Origin of the sequence: Rhizobium sp. BT04, assembly GCF_030053135.1 — a bacterium.
GTDB classification, from domain to species: Bacteria; Pseudomonadota; Alphaproteobacteria; order Rhizobiales; family Rhizobiaceae; genus Rhizobium; species Rhizobium binxianense.
In genome coordinates this window covers 310,142-326,892 of record NZ_CP125651.1, presented here as the reverse complement: position 1 = coordinate 326,892, position 16,751 = coordinate 310,142, and the positions used below count along the sequence as shown (strand labels likewise).

Here is a 16,751-nt window from a genome sequence, read left to right as displayed (position 1 = left end):
CGCGATGACCCTAGTGCCGTCGGGAGAGTGGATACCCATTGCTGCAGAGCGCCGAAGCGTTCGCGACGAGGTTCGCGAGCGCTTTCAGGCCCGCGTGGGTATCAAGCCTTTCAGTTCCATGGGTCAGTTGTCGCTCAGCCCCGAACAGCAATTGCCGCTTGTGCAGGGGTTACTCACCAAGGCCAATCCACAGGGATCGGCAGATATTACCGCATGTCTGGGAGCGCTGTCGCAGGCGCTCGGAGAGATCGGTCTCGGCGCCGGCGGCGTCATGGCTCCGGTGGGGCACGCATCCTTGAACTTCTACAAGATGCTTCCTCAGGAACTCCTGAAGTGGCATTTCCTCGGAGAAGATGCCGATGGGTAGCGCGGCGGCTCAATATCCCGACTCGCAGCTTCCCGGGACACATCCGCATCCGGACACCGATCTGCAGAAATACACCTACGACCGACTGCTCGAATACTGGAGCATGGTCTATACGCTTGGCCTGTTGGGCGGCGTCCTGGGCACTGCGGAGGAGCAGAAGGCGGCACGAGAGGCGGTGCTTGCCGCCCTGGAGGGCGCGGTCAAGGAGGCCATGGGCCTCGTCGAAGCCGCCGGAGTTGCGATCGACGACTACACGCCGCCCGGTTTAGGCGCCGCCCATCTCGGTATGCAGCGCGGCGGCCTATGGGCAGCGCAGAAGGTCGGCACATTCTTCGGCTATGATCCGGGCTTTAAGGACGATATCGAAAATCTCGACCGCAGCATACGCGACAGCGTCGCCGTCGACGTGAACCAGACCTCGCAGGTCATGAAGGGTGGCAAGGCGACGGTCGAATGGCTCGGCAAAAGTACCGGGCTTTACGACTACAAGGCGGACACGACCACCGAGGACAAGGTCATCGCGGCCACGCAAGGTACAGTCAGCGCGCGCCAGGCACAGGTCACCGCAGCGCTTTCCAAGGTGTGGAATGCGTTGAAAGAGACCGCTCTGGCGCGCTACAAGCAGTTCCTTTCCGACTGGGAGAAGGGCGGCCCGACTTACGCCTTCGGGACCCTTGGCATTGACGGCGCCTTCCTCGCGCTTGAATTGGCGATTTCGGCGGCGGCCGGCGCTCTTACGGCCGGCGCGGGCGCTATCGCCCTCAAGGTGGCGGTGTCGATCGGCAAGAAGGTCGGAACAGCAGCGCGCAAGATCGTCATCATGCTGAAGCGGGCCGGGGGAAATGTCGGCAAGACTGCCCGCATTGAGCTTCCCGAAGCGAAGGTCGTGGAGCATGCCAAGTCACATAAGGGTTTTGGCGACGACCAGGCGGGGCTGCCGAAGTCGACCCATGAAAATGTCAAGGATCCCGGCGGGCCAAGGCCGGGCCTCTGGAAGAAGAAGGAGGTCGGTGGGCGCACGGTCTACCAGAGAGACGATTTGATCGATCCGAACCTAGTCGATGAAAAGGGACGCACCAATTATCAGCGTATGAAGGCTGGACTTGCGCCCTATGGTTCGGATGGAAAACTGATCGAACTGCACCACATGGTTCAGCAGGAGACTCTGCGCGAGACAGGCAAGAAGGGTCCCTTAGCGGAGGTGCAAAGCACCTTCCATAGTGACAACTACAACACCATTCACATCTACCCGAAAGGCGACGCCGACTATATAAGTTGGCGGAAGCTGCATCCGCAGGACGAGATAGACTACAACAATTACCGGTCGAGATATTGGCGCGCCAGGGCTAGGGATTTCGGCAATGGACCGCCTCCATAGGGGCAGCGCCAGGCTCTTTGGGTAGGCCGTGGACAAAGGAGTAGATGATGAGCACCGCGATGTTTGATGATGCAATCCGCAGCCTGCGAGACAACGGGATCGACATTCTCGGGACCAGGAGCGCGACTGAAGAAGATTTGAAGCAGATCGAGAGCCGGCTCGGCGTGTCGCTGCCGGTGTCGTATAAGAAGATGCTGTCCGAATATGGAGCGCTCGAATTCGACACGGTTGAGATTTACGGTTGGCTCTCCCAAGGTATAGACGCGAAATTCATCACCAATGTCGTGTATGCCACGGAACGAGAGCGCGCCGATGGTCGGATCAGCGAGACGATGATCCCGTTTCTGACAGCGGGTTATGGTCCCTTCTTTGTGATGGATTGCGCCGAGATGAACGCAGACGGCGAGGCGCCGGTCTACGAGGTGTCCGCTGGCGGATACGCGAACGGCAAGGACAAGATTGCGGACAGCTTTGGCGAGTTCCTGCGCAACGAAGTGCGGCGCACTCTGGAAGCGCGCGCCCAAGGTGGTCCGGAATTCGATGACGACGACGAGGATTCGCCACCGTCACGTGAATTCATCAGCGAATACTGGAAGGATCGGGCAAAGGACTTCGAGTAAGTCCGACGCCCAGTTGGGGCCGGGAGGGGTATCGGCGGCCGAGTTTCTATGGCTAGTTATTTCGATCAACAGGGATTGGACGGAAATTTTATATGTCATTTCACGTTTCCCTCAAGGGTCACAACCACCTTTGCCCGATGGTTGAACCGGGACCCAAGCCGCATGTCGGCGGGCCGATTTCGCAAACGCAGACATTGGTGACCGTCGACGGCGTGCCGGTTGCCGTTGTCGGCGACAAATGCACCTGCATGGTCGGCGGTCCGGACACGATCAGCGGCGGCTCGTCGATTGTCTTCATCGAGGGCAAGGCCTTGGCCCGGATGGGGGATCCGACCGCGCATGGTGGGCGCATCGTCGAGGGCCTCGGCTGGCTCACTGCGGATTAACATTGGCAAAACGGTCTGTTCTTTTGGTCAGCCACGAGAAAGATGCTTATTACTATCCTTGGCTCAAGCAAGGGCTGGAGCACGACGCTATGGGACTCTTCTGGGCAGAAACCGAGGAAGGTGGTTGGGAGAAGCCGCGCTCATCAAACTGGCTCACCGTTCTCGGCGAAGCGAACATTGAGGCGCCCGTTAGTTCTCAAACGGAGCAAACCTTCGCGCCGGGGCCTAGCCTGTCTTGGGCGATGCTGCGAGCGGGGGGGCGGAGAGCTATCGCGCGGTCGCACGGCTCATCAAACCCATTCGCTTTGAAGGCTAAAGATGGGCTGATCAAGAGCCGTTTCCAACTGACGATAATTGATGTGCGCTTCGGTCCTTAGGTGCAATCCATATGATTAAGCGTTGCGCCCGCGAGGAAGCGGGCGCTGTCCAGCAGATTGTGCCACCAGGAAAACGCTTTTCGGGAACATGGACGTGGCTTCAAACTACAACATCTTCGAGATCAAGTGGTTCGACGAATTTCTCTCTGCTTACAAGATCGACAATGTCATTCGCCCGAGCGCGGCCGATGTGGAGGCCTATCGCGGAAAACTGCCAGATTTTCTTCTCCGTTTCTGGATCGATCATGGTTGGTGCAGTTGGTCCGACGGTCAATACTGGCTCTGCAATCCTTCCTTGCCGAAGCCGGTGCTGGACTATGTATTTCGCGGTGATCCGGAACTTGATCCGAAAGAGTGTACGCCTTTGGCTATAGTGCCTTCGGTGCGATCGATATCTGGTACGGCGATGCCATGATTGGGTTGAACCTGCCGAGGGGAGAGGTGGGTGTCGACAATCGAGGATATAACGAGGAACACCAACGCCGGTGGACCGATGAAGTCATGTTGGGCCTGTGCTTCTCAGGGCGCCTTTCCGCCACGCCTGCCGCCGTCGAAAATGTCGCCAAGGCCGCGTCCGATCGCGGCATTTCCGAGGCTTCGCAAGTGCAGCCGCTGCTCGAAACGGCCGCGCGGTCTTCCTTCAAAGCCGACAGCATGGCTGCCGAGATATCGAAGGCCGTGGCAGACGCCGGCGACGATGGCGTCGATCCGAAAGCTCTCGCCAAAGCGGCGACGGCATTGGAAGAGGGGCGGGCAAAGATTGCGCGGATGACCGAAGCGCAGGATCAGACGGCGGCGAAGGATATCGAGACGCGTCTCGCCGACCCGGACAAAGGTCCGCGCATCAGCCGGCTCACCGATCTCATGGCCGGCCCGGATCTTGCCGTCGAAACCGCCTTTACCTCGCAGCTCATCTATCTCTCCCTCGAGGCTCTTTCCAATTCCGATGCCGAAGAACTGGCGTCCGCTTCGCAAGGCAAGCTGCAGTCCGAAATGTCAAGCGTGATCTCGGCGCTGCGCTCCCGAAACGAGAACGAGAAGCCGATTCCCAAGGATACGGCGCGAGCGAACGAGAAGGCGCAGCGTACCTTTGCGCTCGCCACCCTGTCGGCGCAGGACTTGTCGGTGCTGTCGGATTTCTACGGGAGTCCGGGCGGAAAGGCCAAGCGCGACGCGCTGATCGAAAGTTACAGGCAGGTGGCCGATCGGGCGAATACCGAAATGCTGGGGCAATATTTCTCGGCACTGGCGGATTACCTCAAAACCCATCCTCGGCCGCAACAGCAGTAGTAATCGGCTTTTGAAGACGGAACGTGATGTTATGGACGATTTGCAATCCCTCGCCGCCGATTTCATCCAGGCGAACCGTATTCTGAAGATCGTCTCGCCGCTCGGCGAGGACCAGCTTCTGCCGGAGCGGGTGACGATCGAGGAAGGGATTTCCTCGCTCTTTGAAATCAAGCTCTCGGCCCGCGCCAAGAAGCCATCCGTCAAGCCGGAGGAACTGATCGGCCGGCTGATGGATGTCTCCGTCGAGGTGCAGCAGGGCGAGGATGGCGGCGGCGTGCGCCGGCCGTTCAACGGCCTGGTGACCGAACTCAACGAGGGGCCGCCGATCACCCGCGGCCTCAGATCCTATTCCATGGTGCTCAGGCCGCAGATGTGGTTGCTGTCGCGCCGTTCCGACTGCCGCATCTGGATGGACAAGACCTCGGTCGATATCGTCGAAACGCTGTTTTCCGAGCACGGCATCCCGGCGCCCGATACGTCAGGCGTGATCACGCCACCGCCGCCGCAGCATTATTCGGTGCAGTGGAATGAAACGGACCTTGCCTATCTCACGCGCCGCTTCGAGGAGGACGGCCTGTTCTACTGGTTCTCCCATGAGGACGGCAAACACAAGCTGCATGTGGCCGACGGTGCCAGATCCTGGCTCGGCCCGTCGCCCTCGGCGCAGGGTGAGGGGCGGGTTCGCCTGGCGCAGGGCTCGTCCGACCGCAACCATATCAACGACTGGAGCCGGCGCTATTCCTATGTGCCCGGCCAGCGGGCAGGCGCCGACTGGAACTTCGAGACGCCGCGCATGGTGCCCGGCACCATGACGCCATCCCTGGTGCAGATGCCGGAAGCAACCAAGCGCGAGCTTTACGAATATCCGGCGCGCATTTCGTCCGTCGCCGAGGCGGAGCGGGCGGAAAAACTCAGGATGCAGGCCTCCGAAGCCGATCACGACCGGGTCTTCGGCGGCTCCACATCCCGCATCCTTGAGGCAGGACGCCGCTTCACGCCCTATGAAGTCGCCCATCCCGACCACGTCTATGAGGAGCATGTGGTGGTCAAGGCGGTGCATACCGTCGTCGACCGCTCCTACGAGACGAACAGCAACGAGCCGGAATACACGAACACATTCGAGGCGGTGCCGTCGCGGGTACCGATGACGCCGCATCGCGAGACCAAGCGGCCGCGGATCGAGGGTACGCAAGTGGCGATCGTCGCCGGCCCTTCCGGCGAGGAGATCCATCCCGACCAGTACGGCCGCATCAAGCTGTGGTTCCCCTGGGACCGCAAGGCGAAGAAGGACGGCTCCGACACCTGCTGGGTGCGCGTCAGCCAGGTCTGGGGCGGCGGAACCTGGGGCGCCCAGGTCATTCCGCGCATCGGCATGGAAGTGATGGTCGCCTTCGTCGACGGCGACCCCGACCGGCCGCTGGTCACCGGCGTGGTCCCCAATCCTTCCAATACGGTCCCCTACGACCTGCCGGCCAACAAGACACGCATGGTCATGCGGTCGAACACGCATAAGGGTACCGGCTTCAACGAGATGACGTTCGAGGACGAGGCCGACAGCGAGAACATGTTCTTCCATGCGCAGAAGGACCAGACGACGCGCGTTCTGAACGACCGCACCAAGCGCATCGACCGGCACGAGGTCTCGGCGATCGGCGCCAACCGGACGGTCGAGGTCGGCGGCAACCAGAAACATGAAGTCGGCGGTTCGATGAACACCGTCGTCGGCGGCACGGGGCCGATGGCCATGGCGCTGATGGGGGCGGTCAGCGGTCTCTCCGGACATACGGCGGGGCTCTTGGCGCAGGCCGGCCAGATTGCAGGCGGTGGCGGGCCGGGGCTTGCGGCCTTTGCCGGCACACTCGCATCTTCAGCGCTCGGTTTCTTAGGCGCCGGTGGTCTTGGCAGCCGTGAGGGGGTCGTCTCGGGACCAAGCCCGCGTGCCGATGCCGGCACGGCACTTGCCGGCTCCGGCACGGGTGTCGGCGATGCGGCTTCAGGCCTCTTCCCGCTTCCCGGCATCATGAACACCATCGTCGGCTCTTTCAAATCCGACACGATCGGCATCGCCCGCGCCGAGCAGATCGGCGTCAGCAAGGTGACCAATGTCGGCCAGACATCGTTGGAGAGCGTCGGCAAGTTCAAGAAGATCGCCGTCGGCGAGGAATTCGTCATCGAATGCGGCGATTCCAAATTCATCATGAAAGCCAATGGCGAAGTGATCATCCTCGGCAAGACGTTCAACTTCGTCGCCACCGAACATTTCCAGATGCGCGGCAAGCCGATCGATCTGAACTGAGGAGGAGCAACCTTGGAACTGATCAACCGGCTTCCTTTTCCGGCCGTGGCCTTCCGGCAATTCGACGCGAATGGCGATTTGGATTGTGTGGTCTCGGTTCGCGGCACTTTCGTTCACCGCCAGGGCGATGCGCTCGCCATCGCCTCGAAACAGGAAGACTTCCAGTGGGAGGACGCCTATGACGGCGATCCCCATGCCAGCCCGCTGTTGCGTCAGACCGATCTCACGCCAGAGAAGGTCGGAACCGACATCACTTTCCTTGGCAATGCTTACGCCCCGGGCGGCGAGCCAGCGCCTTCATGGCAGGTGGGCCTTCGCGTCGGGCAGCTTTCCAAAAGGCTCGAAGTCCATGGCGCGCGCTTCTGGCGCCCCGTCGTCAAGCAGAAATGGGCGGGCTTCTCGGCAAAGGAAGCAAAGCGAGTGTTGACGGATTGGCAACTGACCGAAGCCGAGCCGGCATCTTCGGTGCCGATTTGCTGGAGCAAGGCGTATGGCGGTCAAATTCCCGGTACGGGCGACCCGGAAAACGAAACGCCCGCCGATGTTGAAGCGCGCAATCCGCTCGGTTGCGGCATCGTCAATCTAGACATGCCTTGGGATCAAGCGCCCGTCGCGGCGCCACAAATCACGTTGCCTGGCGAGAAGCTGAACTGGCGCGAGCCGGTCGAGCCGCAGGGACTGGGTCTGACATCGCCCTGGTGGCGGTCCCGCCAGGAACACGCCGGCACCTATGACGATGTCTGGCTCAATGAGCGCCACCCGCTTCTGCCGAAGGATTTCGATGCGCGCTTCTGGCAATGCGCTCATCCGGATCTCGTTGTTATGCCGCATCTGATCGGGGACGAAGACTACCAGCTGGATCATCTGCACCCCAGCTTCGCCCTAGCCGCAGGGCGACTTCCGGGAATCACGCTGGGGGTCCGATGTGTCGGTCATGAGCGCGATGAGTGGTATGTGCTCTCGCTAGACGGCGTGCAACTCGACTGGCGGAACGATAGTCGCGTGATGCTGACTTGGCGGGCACGCTTTCCCCTTCAGGAGGCAGGCGAAACATCGCTGACGTTGACGCGGGTTCAAGTCAAAGCGGCAGATGCTGACGCCGATGAGGTTGCGGCATGAGCATCCCGCGCGACAACTATGTCGGCGAGCCCGACTACCCGGCGCCCTGGACGACGAAGCAGCCGCGCGAAGGTTTGCGTGATCTCGACGAAGCAAAGATCATCTCGCTGGCACCGGATGTATGCCTGACGCCGGTCGGCTCCTCGGTTGTCCCTATCCCGTACCCGATCGTCGACTATTGCGGGCACGACAAAGACTACACGCCATCTGTCCGCTTCACCGGCAAGAAGGCAATGGTCCTGCGGTCCTGTACGACCCACGTTCATGGCGATGCGCCGGGAACGAAAAAGGGAGTCAAATCCGGCACCGTCGAAGATATTTGCGAGCCGATCGGTCATGCCGACCAGGTACGCGCCGAGAGTTCTCACGTCATCCGGCATCTCGACCGCTTCTGGATGAACAATCGGAATACGCAGGGCGAAGCGATCTTCGTGCGTGGGACTCAGACATATGTCCCGCCCAAAGATGACGACCCTGTTCGAGGATCGCTGCGCTCGACTGGCAGTGACGAAGGCCGTGTCATCAGCGATGCCTCGCCCGAGGTTCCGATCATGGGTGCGCAATATGCGCAGGCGAATGTCGGCACCATGACGGGTGTGGGTGGCGGGGTGCCCGTTGGTGGAACGACGAGAGGAGCGACCACAACCGCTCCGCCGACAACGCAGACTCCAACCGCCGGATCGCAAATTGGTTCGCAGGTGCTCAAAAGACTTGGAATTTGGGGTCGCGCTGCGTCGCTCGTCCTGGACGACCTCAGCAAAACGCAGGCTGAAAAAGGTGCTGAAGCGCGTGCTTTTCAGACGATCCTTTCTGGCCCGGGCGATTATGTCATGACTCAGAATCGCCTGCTCGGTGGTCGCCAACATGTCAGCAATCCTCTGGACATGTTTAATTCTTCAGCTTGGGAAGGGAAATACGGCCTCATTATTAACGACAGCGAACGCGTTCCGCTTGCCAATGACATCTTGTCTACGTTGGCCGGAAAGCCGATGGACGTCCGCACAATGTCGGATGCCGAAGTTCAGGGTGTCCTCTCTCCTTTTCAGGGGCTGTCGGACGACCAGATCGAGCAAAAGCTGAAGGAGATGACCGAGGCTCGGAAAAAGGAAGAAGAGGAGCAGAAACCGAAGCCAGTTCCACCGCCGCCACTTGATCCCGGTTCCAATACGAGGATCGATGACAAAAAGAAGAAAGAGTGCCTCATAGGACCCTATGATGAGATTTTAGCACCATGCACGGCGCGCGGCGGCAAGACTCACCACGTGGTGCCTGACATGGTCTACCGGTTAGGTGATCGGGCAGGAAAAGTAACGACGGAACGGGTTCCCAACGCACCCACGGAAGGCCAAGGTGAGTCAATCTGTCTGACGAGCGACGAACACAGCAATAAGAATGACTCAGGGGGTGTGCATGAACACATCAGGAAAGAGTTTGCAGGGATTGATCATCCGGAATTCCCCGGCACTGCTCCCATGGAGGACATCCTAATAAGATCGCAGGCTGCACTCTTGCAGACGAAAGACATCGACAAAGTTTGCGCAGCAGCCGCCAATGCGCGAGCAGCGGCGCAAGTGAAAGGAAAAACCGGTTTGACTGCGCCAGGCCGCACCAAGGAAAAGCCGCTTCCTTCGGGCCGGATCGCGGAGGTTCTTCGCAATGGCAGCTATCCCTAACAGATTGAAAGAGTGAAGATGACCGACGCCATCGATGACGATGAAGATTTCGAAGAGCTTTATGGAGCATGGGAGCCAACGCTTTATGCCGCGGCCATGGCGGATGATCGATATTTTGGGCTTTTGATTGGCGGCCCGCGCTGGGACGATCCCTATACCATCATCCTGACGCGCGACGCGGAAGCGCAGACATTCTCGCGCCTCGATGTGCGACGAGAATTGCGGGATGTCAGGGTCGTGCCGCGGACCGATGACGTAGGTGAGCCATCTTATGTGACGCTCAGCCTGAACGGCGACATTTATGTGATCAGTCCCAAAGGCGCGGAGCATTCGATCATTCCCGGAACTCAAGCCGAATCCGATGATGCGCCCGAGATCCTGTTCAGCTCCATTTTGCCGGTCGAAGACCAATGGCTGGTCGCCGGCAGTGAAGGTTTTCTGAAGCTTGGCAAGGGAAAATCCTGGCAAGATGTCTCTCCGCATCTGCCGGCGGAGTATCCCTACAAGATGCCCGATTGGACGATCACAGGAACCAATCAGGCGGGCGATATCTTCATTGTTGGCACGCAGGCGGCGAATGCGCGGCATTTCAATCTCTATCCCGGCCACCCTCTCTATCGGAAGGATATGCCCGATGAAGAGCGCTTCGAATTGAAGAAAAAACTTTATGCCGAAATGGACAGTTATCCGCGTTTGAAAACACTTTTTACCGGTCGGCCCGGCGCCTGGAAGCAGCAGGCATTGCCGGATCGCATCGCTCGATCTCTTCCCGCCTATTCCTACGTCGCCGATGTCGAGAGCGATGGCCCCGAAGCCGACTATGTCATCGGTTCCGATGGCCTGGTGATGAAGGGCAGTCCGCAAGCCGGCTTTACCGACATCTCGTCCATTGCCGACCGCGAGAAGAATTTCAAGGACGGCGTTCGCTGGCGCAACGAACTGATCCTTGCAACCGGCACCGAACTGTTCCGGTTCGATGGCCATTTTGCAAAGCCATTCGCGCCCAAGGTGAAGATGCGCTCTGCCCCCTTCGTACTGCAGCCGAGCGCGATCTTCGTTCAAAACGACAAGCTCTACGTGTTCGACTACGGGCTTCGCTATTACACATTCGATGATCAGGGTTGGAATCAGTACGACATTCCGAAAGAGCTTTCGCAGAGGCCATTCAAGGGTGGCGGCGACAAAGGATCGCCCTGACCATATCGAGCGGCTGATGAGCATCTGGAGCCAATATGTCTGCTACCCCCCGGCGCCCCTTACAGGAAATATTGGATGAATTCGGACCGCTCAAGGACGGTATGGCGGTTGCTGCTTCGCAGGCTGAGGGCTGTCGCGGGAAGCTGCCTGACGCCATGGTTGATTTCTGGATTGAACTTGGGCGCGGGCAGTGGCGCGACGGTCTTTTCTGGATCTGCGATCCCGAGCCGATCATGCCTGTTCTGCATGCGCTGTTTGCTGGCGATCCGGAATTCGACGTCGCAAGAATGGTGCCCTTCATGCGTGATGCGTTCGGCGAGGTCAGCGTCTGGCATCCTAAGTTCAAGCTGATCACGCTCAAGATGAATCTCGGCACCGTCACCACCACAGACATTACCACCCACGTCATTGAGGGCGTACCTCCCTTCGACGATGATATGGCGGTAGCTGCCGCCGTGGACGCCAGCGTTTTCGATGGTCGTGGCTGGGTGGATGCTACAACCGGCAAGCCCGTTTTCGATGCGGTTCGCCGGCGGCTCGGGCCGATCAGTGCCGATCAGGTCTATACCATGGTCCCGCATTTCCGCCTCGGCGGCGATGGCGCTGCCCAGGATTTTTCAATCGGCGGCTTCGTCGAATATTTGGGAGTGCTGTCGCAGATAGGATCCTTTACGCTCGAACGCTATATCGATCCGAAGCAGGGTGGCCGAGGACCCTTTGGACATCTCGAGGCTGTCCGTACGATCGGACATGACCGTCTAATCGACAATTGATGTGTGCTTCGCCTTAGATGCAATCCATATGATTAAGCGTTGCGCCCGCGAGGAAGCGGGCGCTGTCCAGCAGATTGTGCCACCCAGGAAAACGCTTTTCGGGAACATGGACGTGGCTTCAAACTACAACATCTTCGAGATCAAGTGGTTCGACGAATTTCTCTCTGCTTACAAGATCGACAATGTCATTCGCCCGAGCGCGGCCGATGTGGAGGCCTATCGCGGAAAATTGCCGGATTTTCTTCTCCGTTTCTGGATCGATCATGGTTGGTGCAGTTGGTCCGACGGTCAATACTGGCTCTGCAATCCTTCCTTGCCGAAGCCGGTGCTGGACTATGTATTTCGCGGTGATCCGGAACTTGATCCGAAAGAGATGTACGCCTTTGGCTATAGTGCCTTCGGTGCGATCGATATCTGGTACGGCGATGCCATGATTAGGTTGAACCTGCCGAGGGGAGAGGTGGGTGTCGACAATCGAGGATATAACGAGGAACACCAACGCCGGTGGACCGATGAAGTCATGTTGGGCCTGTGCTTCTCAGGTCGATTTGCGCCGGTTACTCCGCCGTGGGAGGACGAAAATCGGAAAAACATGATGCCTCAGGCTTTCGAAACTCTCGGGCCTCTGACATGGGGCCAAATTTACGGGTTTGCGCCCGCACTTAATCTAGGTGGCCGCAATATTTTGAAGAATCTTCAGAAGATGCCATTGGTTGAGCATCTGATCTTTCTGGCTTCCATGGAGCCGCCAACCTATTACGACTATACACCGCCCGCTCGGGGAGAAAGCGGTTTTGGTACGGTGACGCCGCGCCGAACGATCGGGCCACAGAACCGATGAGACCAAGACCGGGGATTCCGCCGAAGTGGAAAGTATTGGTTCATTTTCTGATCGTGGTTTGAGATACGAATGACCGCAGCAGAGTTTCTTGAGACGCGAGGCAAACCCCACGAGGCAAAAAGAATTTCCGAGGCCGAAGCGGAAAGTGCCGTTGGGCGCGTTCCGGAGGACTTGCGAGAATTCTGGATGCAATATGGCGTGGGGTACTATGCAAACAGGAACTACTGGCTGTGCACACCGGCTCTCTTTGAGGGCTTCTTTCGCCAGGTGCTGGCTAATGTGCCGGAATTGGATGCTGATGACCTCGCCGCCTTCGGATATTCTAGCCTGGGAACCGTCAATCTCTGGCACAAGACAGGACGGCACTTCACGTTTTCGCTCGATGTCGCACTGCTGATGGATTTGACGAGCCGGAGCCGAACCGATCCTCCGCCCCATGATCTGGAGGAGATCTATCGCGCGGCCGGTGTGGACATGCCTCAAAACGCGGTCGAGTTGTTTCTGGAAGCCAGGTCCGCGCCGGAGGACATCTGGAACATATTGTTGGCGGCAACCAGCACGGATTCATACAAGGCGATTTATGACGATAACGGTAAAGCCATCACGCCGCAGCTTCGCCGAAGTCTCGGTGAGCTTTCGCAGGACGAGATCTATTTTCGAGATAGGACTGCGGGGGAAAATACGGCTGACCACTATCAAAAGCTGAATATTTCCGAGGCTGTCTCGCGCGTGCCTGACGAGATCTACTATTCATTCGCAGTCGAAGTCGGAGGACAGCAGCAAATTGTGTCCCAAACGATCCCCGCCGGTAGCGTTCGGTAATTTGCTTCGACGCCCCGGGCTTGCGGGCAACGCGTGATGTCCTGAAGGTCGGTCGGCACCTATTGAAGTGACGAAACATGAAGCCATTCGATCCACTCCGCCTTGACTGCGCCATTGCCCTGGCGAAAGACACATTCTGCGTCGTGTTCAGCGGCAAGGATTACGAGGATATGCACTCGTATATCCTCGTTTACGAAGGTGGGTTGGAGCAGCCATGGTCTCGCTCCGATATTCCGCGCAAGATCGACGGTCTTACCGGTAAAATGGGAGAGGATGGACGACCGATCATCTACGCCCTAAGCGATGAAGGCGATGTTTATACGCTACCCATGGGGCAGAACTCCTCGCATCGTAAAATTGAAGGGGCTGGCGTCTATTCCGACGATGCGACCGACCTCGGATACGTCAACTCCATAGCTCTGATTGGGAATGCGTTGTTCGTAACCGGCTATCACTCGCAGCTTTACCGTCTGACTGAGAGCGGCATAAACTGGTTTCACAAGGAAAAGCTGCCGCAAGCACCAGAAACCTACGATTATCTCCTCTTCGGCGATCTGGATGGCTCGACCGAGAGCGACCTCTATATGAATGTGACTTATTCACCGACAAGCACAAACAGGGAATTGACGGAGGAAGAGGAAGAGGAGATGGGTCGCCTCTACCTTGCCGGTCGGAGCGAAGAGGCTGCAGCCATTCGACGAGCCTCAGAGGGGCCAAGCCGTGTCCTGGAAGGCCGCCTTTATCACTGGAACGGGCAGGAATGGCAGATCGTTGCCAAGCCGCGTTCGGGAAAATACTATCCGGAGCCTGCTACGCTTTCGGATATTTTTATCGAGTCTGCAGAGAAGATCTGGGCGGTTGGTGGCAATGGCGTCATTTTGTGCGGGAATGCCGAACATGGTTTTCAGGATGTTTCTTTCAAAGGAAACAAAGAAAAGCTGCACTCGATCACGAAATTCAAGGATCGGATGGTGATAGCCTCAGACTACGCGCTGCATTGGTTCGACGGGCATCTGCTGTCACCTTTGAAGCCCATCCTTGATCCGAGCATCAATCGCAACATTCCGAACCCGCTCAAAGTTCAGGCTGTCGACAACGTCCTGTATTATTTTGACTCGAAGCATGGCGTGCACACCTTTGACGGTGATCGCTGGACAGAAATCGAAATTCCACCTGAATTGTTGGAACGCGATTTCAAAGGGTTGCCGTCTAAGCCTCGATGATTGACGCCACTGACGATGAAGATATCGAGGAGCTCTACGGAGCATGGGAGCCGACGCTTTATGCTGCGGCTATGGCGGATGATCGGTACTTTGCGCTTTTGGTTGGCGGCCCGCGCTGGGACGATCCCTATACCATCATCCTGACGCGCGACGCCGAAGCGCAGACATTCTCGCGCCTCGATGTGCAGCGGGAATTGCGGGATATCAGGGTCGTGCCGCGGGCCGATGACGTAGAGCCGTCTTATGTGACGCTCAGCCTGAACGGCGACATTTATGTGATCAGTCCCAAAGGCGCGGAGCATTCGGTCATTCCTGGGACCCAGGCCGAATCCGATGATGCACCCGAGATCCTATTCACCTCCATTCTGCCGGTCGGGGATCAATGGCTGGTTGCGGGCGGCGAAGGTTTTCTGAAGCTTGGCAAGGACAAATCCTGGCAGGATGTCTCCCCGTCGCTGCCGACGGAATATCCTTATAAGGTGCCCGATTGGACGATCCTCGGGACCAATCAAAACGGCGATATCTTCATTGTTGGCACGCAGGCGGCGAATGCGCGGCATTTCAATCTCTATCCCGGCCACCCTCTTTATCGGGAGGATATGTCGGAGGAGGAGGAATTTGAGCTTCAGAAAAAACTTTATGCCGAAATGGACAGTTATCCGCGTTTGAAAACACTTTTTACCGGTCGGCCCGGCGCCTGGAAGCAGCAGGCATTGCCGGATCGCATCGCTCGATCTCTTTCCGCCTATTCCTACGTCGCCGATGTCGAGAGCGATGGCCCCGAAGCCGACTATGTCATCGGTTCCGATGGCCTGGTGATGAAGGGCAGTCCGCAAGCCGGCTTTACCGACATCTCGTCCATTGCCGACCGCGACGGACGAATATAAATCGGTCCTGGCGCTGGTTCTTGGCGGGGATGAGGACCTGAAGCCGGAAAGAACGCATGTTCTCGGATTTTCGGCTTTCGGGGATTTGGTTGCTTGGAACGAGGATTATAAAACCGTCGAAATCAATATGCTTTATGGACGCGTCAGTTGCCCGGAACTGTTTTCGCCCGAGCCTGATATGGATCCCAAAATCACGTTGGGAATCTTGATCGGCAATGTGAAGGCAGATTCCTACGACAATCCTGACGAAAATGGGAAGCCGATGTTCAAGCGTCTCCTGCTTGCTCATGGCGAACTGCAAGTGGGGCAAATCTACGCGCCCAAACTTCACCCGGCTCTGGGCGGGCCGATACCATTGACAATCTCCGACCGGCAGGGGCGCTTGCGGCCATGACGATTGCAGCTCAGGCGGTGCCCTTCACCCTTTATAATACAACCATTCCTAGTGTCCCGGCAGTCCGCGAGGTAGGTGCATAGTGAGGTCGTCGAATTCCGCTCGAGGTGGCCAAACCACTTCCCGATAGTTACCTAGCCCGTCAGGTCACCCGCCGCCTTACAAATGCGTTTGCACTCGCCCAACCCTGATCAAAATACGTCGAGACTATCCGTTCTGCGCGACAAAAGTCCGGCCGTGGCGGCGCCGAAGGATTTTTTTAAGCGTTGTCGCCTTGGATGGGATCGCCTTCTGTCACCTGGGGATATCAGGCTTTGTGTGGCAGCGGCACGATGGCCTGCAGGCATATGGGGAATACGCCATGGTACATAGCAATTGTGCATTTATGATCCGCTGTCGGTTCTGCGGCAGCGGTGCATTGCGCTAGGGCTCGGTGTGCATGGTCGAGACAACCAACGGCCCGGGGTGGAATACGGCGTATCGGGATCAAGGTTCCGACGATCCCGATACCGTGGATACGCCAACCGATCTCAAGGATCAGAAAGCCAGCTTCTGCGCCGAGATCGCGGCATTGGCGACGGCTGTCATGAGCGGAGATCTGACGCGGCGAATGAAGGCCGATTACGCCGACCCGGATCTTTGCCGTTCTGCCGCCATCCTCAACCAGCTGATTGTGTCGATCGGCGATAACCTGTCCGATTTCGACGATGCCATGGCGGCCCTCGCAGAGGGCGATCTGCATCGCGGCATGCGCGACAAGCACCGTGGCGCGTTTGGGCCATTGCAAAAGAACTTCAATCTGGCCATTGCGACGGTCCGCACCGTGCTGGGCGAACAGGGTTCGGATCAGTTCACCGACAAGGCCGCCAGATTTCGCCGGATGCTCTCGTCCGTCAGATCGGATGAGATCGCTTTCGCAATTCGGATCTCCGATGCAGATTCGCGACCCATTCCTTCGCCGCCCCATGATTTATGGCTGAAGCTTGCCGACGCATTGGATGGTTTCTCGGTCTAAAGCATGTCGCGCAAAAGTGTGCAGCGGTTTTGCGGCAACGACATGCGTAAAAACAAAGAGCTAAGGCGCAGGAAGCGAATCTGAAAGATCGCG

Annotated in this window: 18 protein-coding genes; all 18 read left to right on the top strand. The window is 58.2% G+C overall.

Annotated features, from left to right (window positions below):
* Positions 1-4 precede the first annotated feature (4 nt).
* The 18 genes from QMO82_RS06785 (at position 5) to QMO82_RS06700 (ending at position 16,658) form a co-directional block, all read left to right on the top strand.
* Positions 5-367: a hypothetical protein gene (locus QMO82_RS06785; RefSeq protein WP_183610635.1), complete on the top strand. Its 363-nt coding sequence runs from the start codon at positions 5-7 to the stop codon at positions 365-367.
* A complete protein-coding gene (locus QMO82_RS06780) occupies positions 360-1,745 on the top strand; it encodes an HNH/ENDO VII family nuclease (RefSeq protein ID WP_183610636.1) in 1,386 nt (461 codons plus the stop codon). The genes QMO82_RS06785 and QMO82_RS06780 overlap by 8 nt, the downstream gene beginning before the upstream one ends.
* A gap of 47 nt (positions 1,746-1,792) precedes the next feature.
* Positions 1,793-2,365: an SMI1/KNR4 family protein gene (locus QMO82_RS06775; RefSeq protein WP_017956902.1), complete on the top strand. Its 573-nt coding sequence runs from the start codon at positions 1,793-1,795 to the stop codon at positions 2,363-2,365.
* Between the two features lie 92 nt (positions 2,366-2,457).
* Positions 2,458-2,751, top strand: coding sequence for a PAAR domain-containing protein (locus tag QMO82_RS06770; RefSeq protein ID WP_183610637.1), 294 nt, complete (start codon positions 2,458-2,460; stop codon positions 2,749-2,751).
* A gap of 2 nt (positions 2,752-2,753) precedes the next feature.
* Entirely contained in the window at positions 2,754-3,128 is a 375-nt protein-coding gene (locus QMO82_RS06765; RefSeq protein ID WP_183610638.1) for a hypothetical protein, read from the top strand.
* Positions 3,129-3,222: 94 nt separating this feature from the next.
* Entirely contained in the window at positions 3,223-3,543 is a 321-nt protein-coding gene (locus tag QMO82_RS06760) for a GAD-like domain-containing protein (RefSeq protein ID WP_283196516.1), read from the top strand.
* Positions 3,540-4,418 carry a hypothetical protein gene (locus tag QMO82_RS06755; protein WP_283196515.1) on the top strand — a complete coding sequence of 293 codons (879 nt, stop codon included), beginning with the start codon at positions 3,540-3,542 and terminating at the stop codon, positions 4,416-4,418. Before QMO82_RS06760 ends, QMO82_RS06755 begins: the two co-directional genes overlap by 4 nt.
* Positions 4,419-4,449: 31 nt before the next feature.
* Positions 4,450-6,714: a type VI secretion system tip protein TssI/VgrG gene (gene tssI / locus QMO82_RS06750; protein ID WP_283196514.1), complete on the top strand. Its 2,265-nt coding sequence runs from the start codon at positions 4,450-4,452 to the stop codon at positions 6,712-6,714.
* 12 nt (positions 6,715-6,726) lie between these two features.
* Positions 6,727-7,833 (top strand): DUF2169 domain-containing protein, encoded by a 1,107-nt coding sequence (locus QMO82_RS06745; RefSeq protein WP_183609376.1) that lies wholly within the window; start codon positions 6,727-6,729, stop codon positions 7,831-7,833.
* Complete coding sequence (locus tag QMO82_RS06740; protein WP_246718374.1) at positions 7,830-9,506, top strand: PAAR-like domain-containing protein; 1,677 nt, start codon at positions 7,830-7,832, stop codon at positions 9,504-9,506. The genes QMO82_RS06745 and QMO82_RS06740 overlap by 4 nt, the downstream gene beginning before the upstream one ends.
* Before the next feature lie 18 nt (positions 9,507-9,524).
* Complete coding sequence (locus QMO82_RS06735; protein ID WP_183609375.1) at positions 9,525-10,703, top strand: hypothetical protein; 1,179 nt, start codon at positions 9,525-9,527, stop codon at positions 10,701-10,703.
* A 35-nt stretch (positions 10,704-10,738) separates the two neighbouring features.
* Positions 10,739-11,476, top strand: coding sequence for a GAD-like domain-containing protein (locus QMO82_RS06730; protein WP_183609374.1), 738 nt, complete (start codon positions 10,739-10,741; stop codon positions 11,474-11,476).
* A 106-nt stretch (positions 11,477-11,582) separates the two neighbouring features.
* On the top strand, positions 11,583-12,317 hold the full coding sequence (locus QMO82_RS06725; RefSeq protein WP_183609392.1) for a GAD-like domain-containing protein: 735 nt from the start codon (positions 11,583-11,585) through the stop codon (positions 12,315-12,317).
* 69 nt (positions 12,318-12,386) lie between these two features.
* Positions 12,387-13,139 (top strand): GAD-like domain-containing protein, encoded by a 753-nt coding sequence (locus tag QMO82_RS06720; RefSeq protein ID WP_183609373.1) that lies wholly within the window; start codon positions 12,387-12,389, stop codon positions 13,137-13,139.
* Between the two features lie 77 nt (positions 13,140-13,216).
* Complete coding sequence (locus tag QMO82_RS06715; RefSeq protein ID WP_210305836.1) at positions 13,217-14,362, top strand: hypothetical protein; 1,146 nt, start codon at positions 13,217-13,219, stop codon at positions 14,360-14,362.
* On the top strand, positions 14,359-15,249 hold the full coding sequence (locus tag QMO82_RS06710) for a hypothetical protein (protein ID WP_246718372.1): 891 nt from the start codon (positions 14,359-14,361) through the stop codon (positions 15,247-15,249). The genes QMO82_RS06715 and QMO82_RS06710 overlap by 4 nt, the downstream gene beginning before the upstream one ends.
* Entirely contained in the window at positions 15,224-15,643 is a 420-nt protein-coding gene (locus QMO82_RS06705) for a GAD-like domain-containing protein (RefSeq protein WP_246718371.1), read from the top strand. Before QMO82_RS06710 ends, QMO82_RS06705 begins: the two co-directional genes overlap by 26 nt.
* Positions 15,644-16,082: 439 nt before the next feature.
* A complete protein-coding gene (locus tag QMO82_RS06700; RefSeq protein WP_183609372.1) occupies positions 16,083-16,658 on the top strand; it encodes a chemotaxis protein in 576 nt (191 codons plus the stop codon).
* The last annotated feature ends 93 nt before the right edge of the window (positions 16,659-16,751 follow it).

What these genes read in the sequence shown, in the direction of transcription:
- QMO82_RS06700 (WP_183609372.1), top strand. Translation starts at nt 16,083, where the DNA reads ATGGTCGAGACAACCAACGGCCCGGGGTGGAATACGGCGTATCGGGAT.
- QMO82_RS06715 (WP_210305836.1), top strand. Translation starts at nt 13,217, where the DNA reads ATGAAGCCATTCGATCCACTCCGCCTTGACTGCGCCATTGCCCTGGCG.
- QMO82_RS06710 (WP_246718372.1), top strand. Translation starts at nt 14,359, where the DNA reads ATGATTGACGCCACTGACGATGAAGATATCGAGGAGCTCTACGGAGCA.
- QMO82_RS06780 (WP_183610636.1), top strand. Translation starts at nt 360, where the DNA reads ATGGGTAGCGCGGCGGCTCAATATCCCGACTCGCAGCTTCCCGGGACA.
- QMO82_RS06775 (WP_017956902.1), top strand. Translation starts at nt 1,793, where the DNA reads ATGAGCACCGCGATGTTTGATGATGCAATCCGCAGCCTGCGAGACAAC.
- QMO82_RS06740 (WP_246718374.1), top strand. Translation starts at nt 7,830, where the DNA reads ATGAGCATCCCGCGCGACAACTATGTCGGCGAGCCCGACTACCCGGCG.
- QMO82_RS06770 (WP_183610637.1), top strand. Translation starts at nt 2,458, where the DNA reads ATGTCATTTCACGTTTCCCTCAAGGGTCACAACCACCTTTGCCCGATG.
- QMO82_RS06755 (WP_283196515.1), top strand. Translation starts at nt 3,540, where the DNA reads ATGATTGGGTTGAACCTGCCGAGGGGAGAGGTGGGTGTCGACAATCGA.
- QMO82_RS06730 (WP_183609374.1), top strand. Translation starts at nt 10,739, where the DNA reads ATGTCTGCTACCCCCCGGCGCCCCTTACAGGAAATATTGGATGAATTC.
- QMO82_RS06720 (WP_183609373.1), top strand. Translation starts at nt 12,387, where the DNA reads ATGACCGCAGCAGAGTTTCTTGAGACGCGAGGCAAACCCCACGAGGCA.
- QMO82_RS06725 (WP_183609392.1), top strand. Translation starts at nt 11,583, where the DNA reads ATGGACGTGGCTTCAAACTACAACATCTTCGAGATCAAGTGGTTCGAC.
- QMO82_RS06785 (WP_183610635.1), top strand. Translation starts at nt 5, where the DNA reads ATGACCCTAGTGCCGTCGGGAGAGTGGATACCCATTGCTGCAGAGCGC.
- tssI (WP_283196514.1), top strand. Translation starts at nt 4,450, where the DNA reads ATGGACGATTTGCAATCCCTCGCCGCCGATTTCATCCAGGCGAACCGT.
- QMO82_RS06735 (WP_183609375.1), top strand. Translation starts at nt 9,525, where the DNA reads ATGACCGACGCCATCGATGACGATGAAGATTTCGAAGAGCTTTATGGA.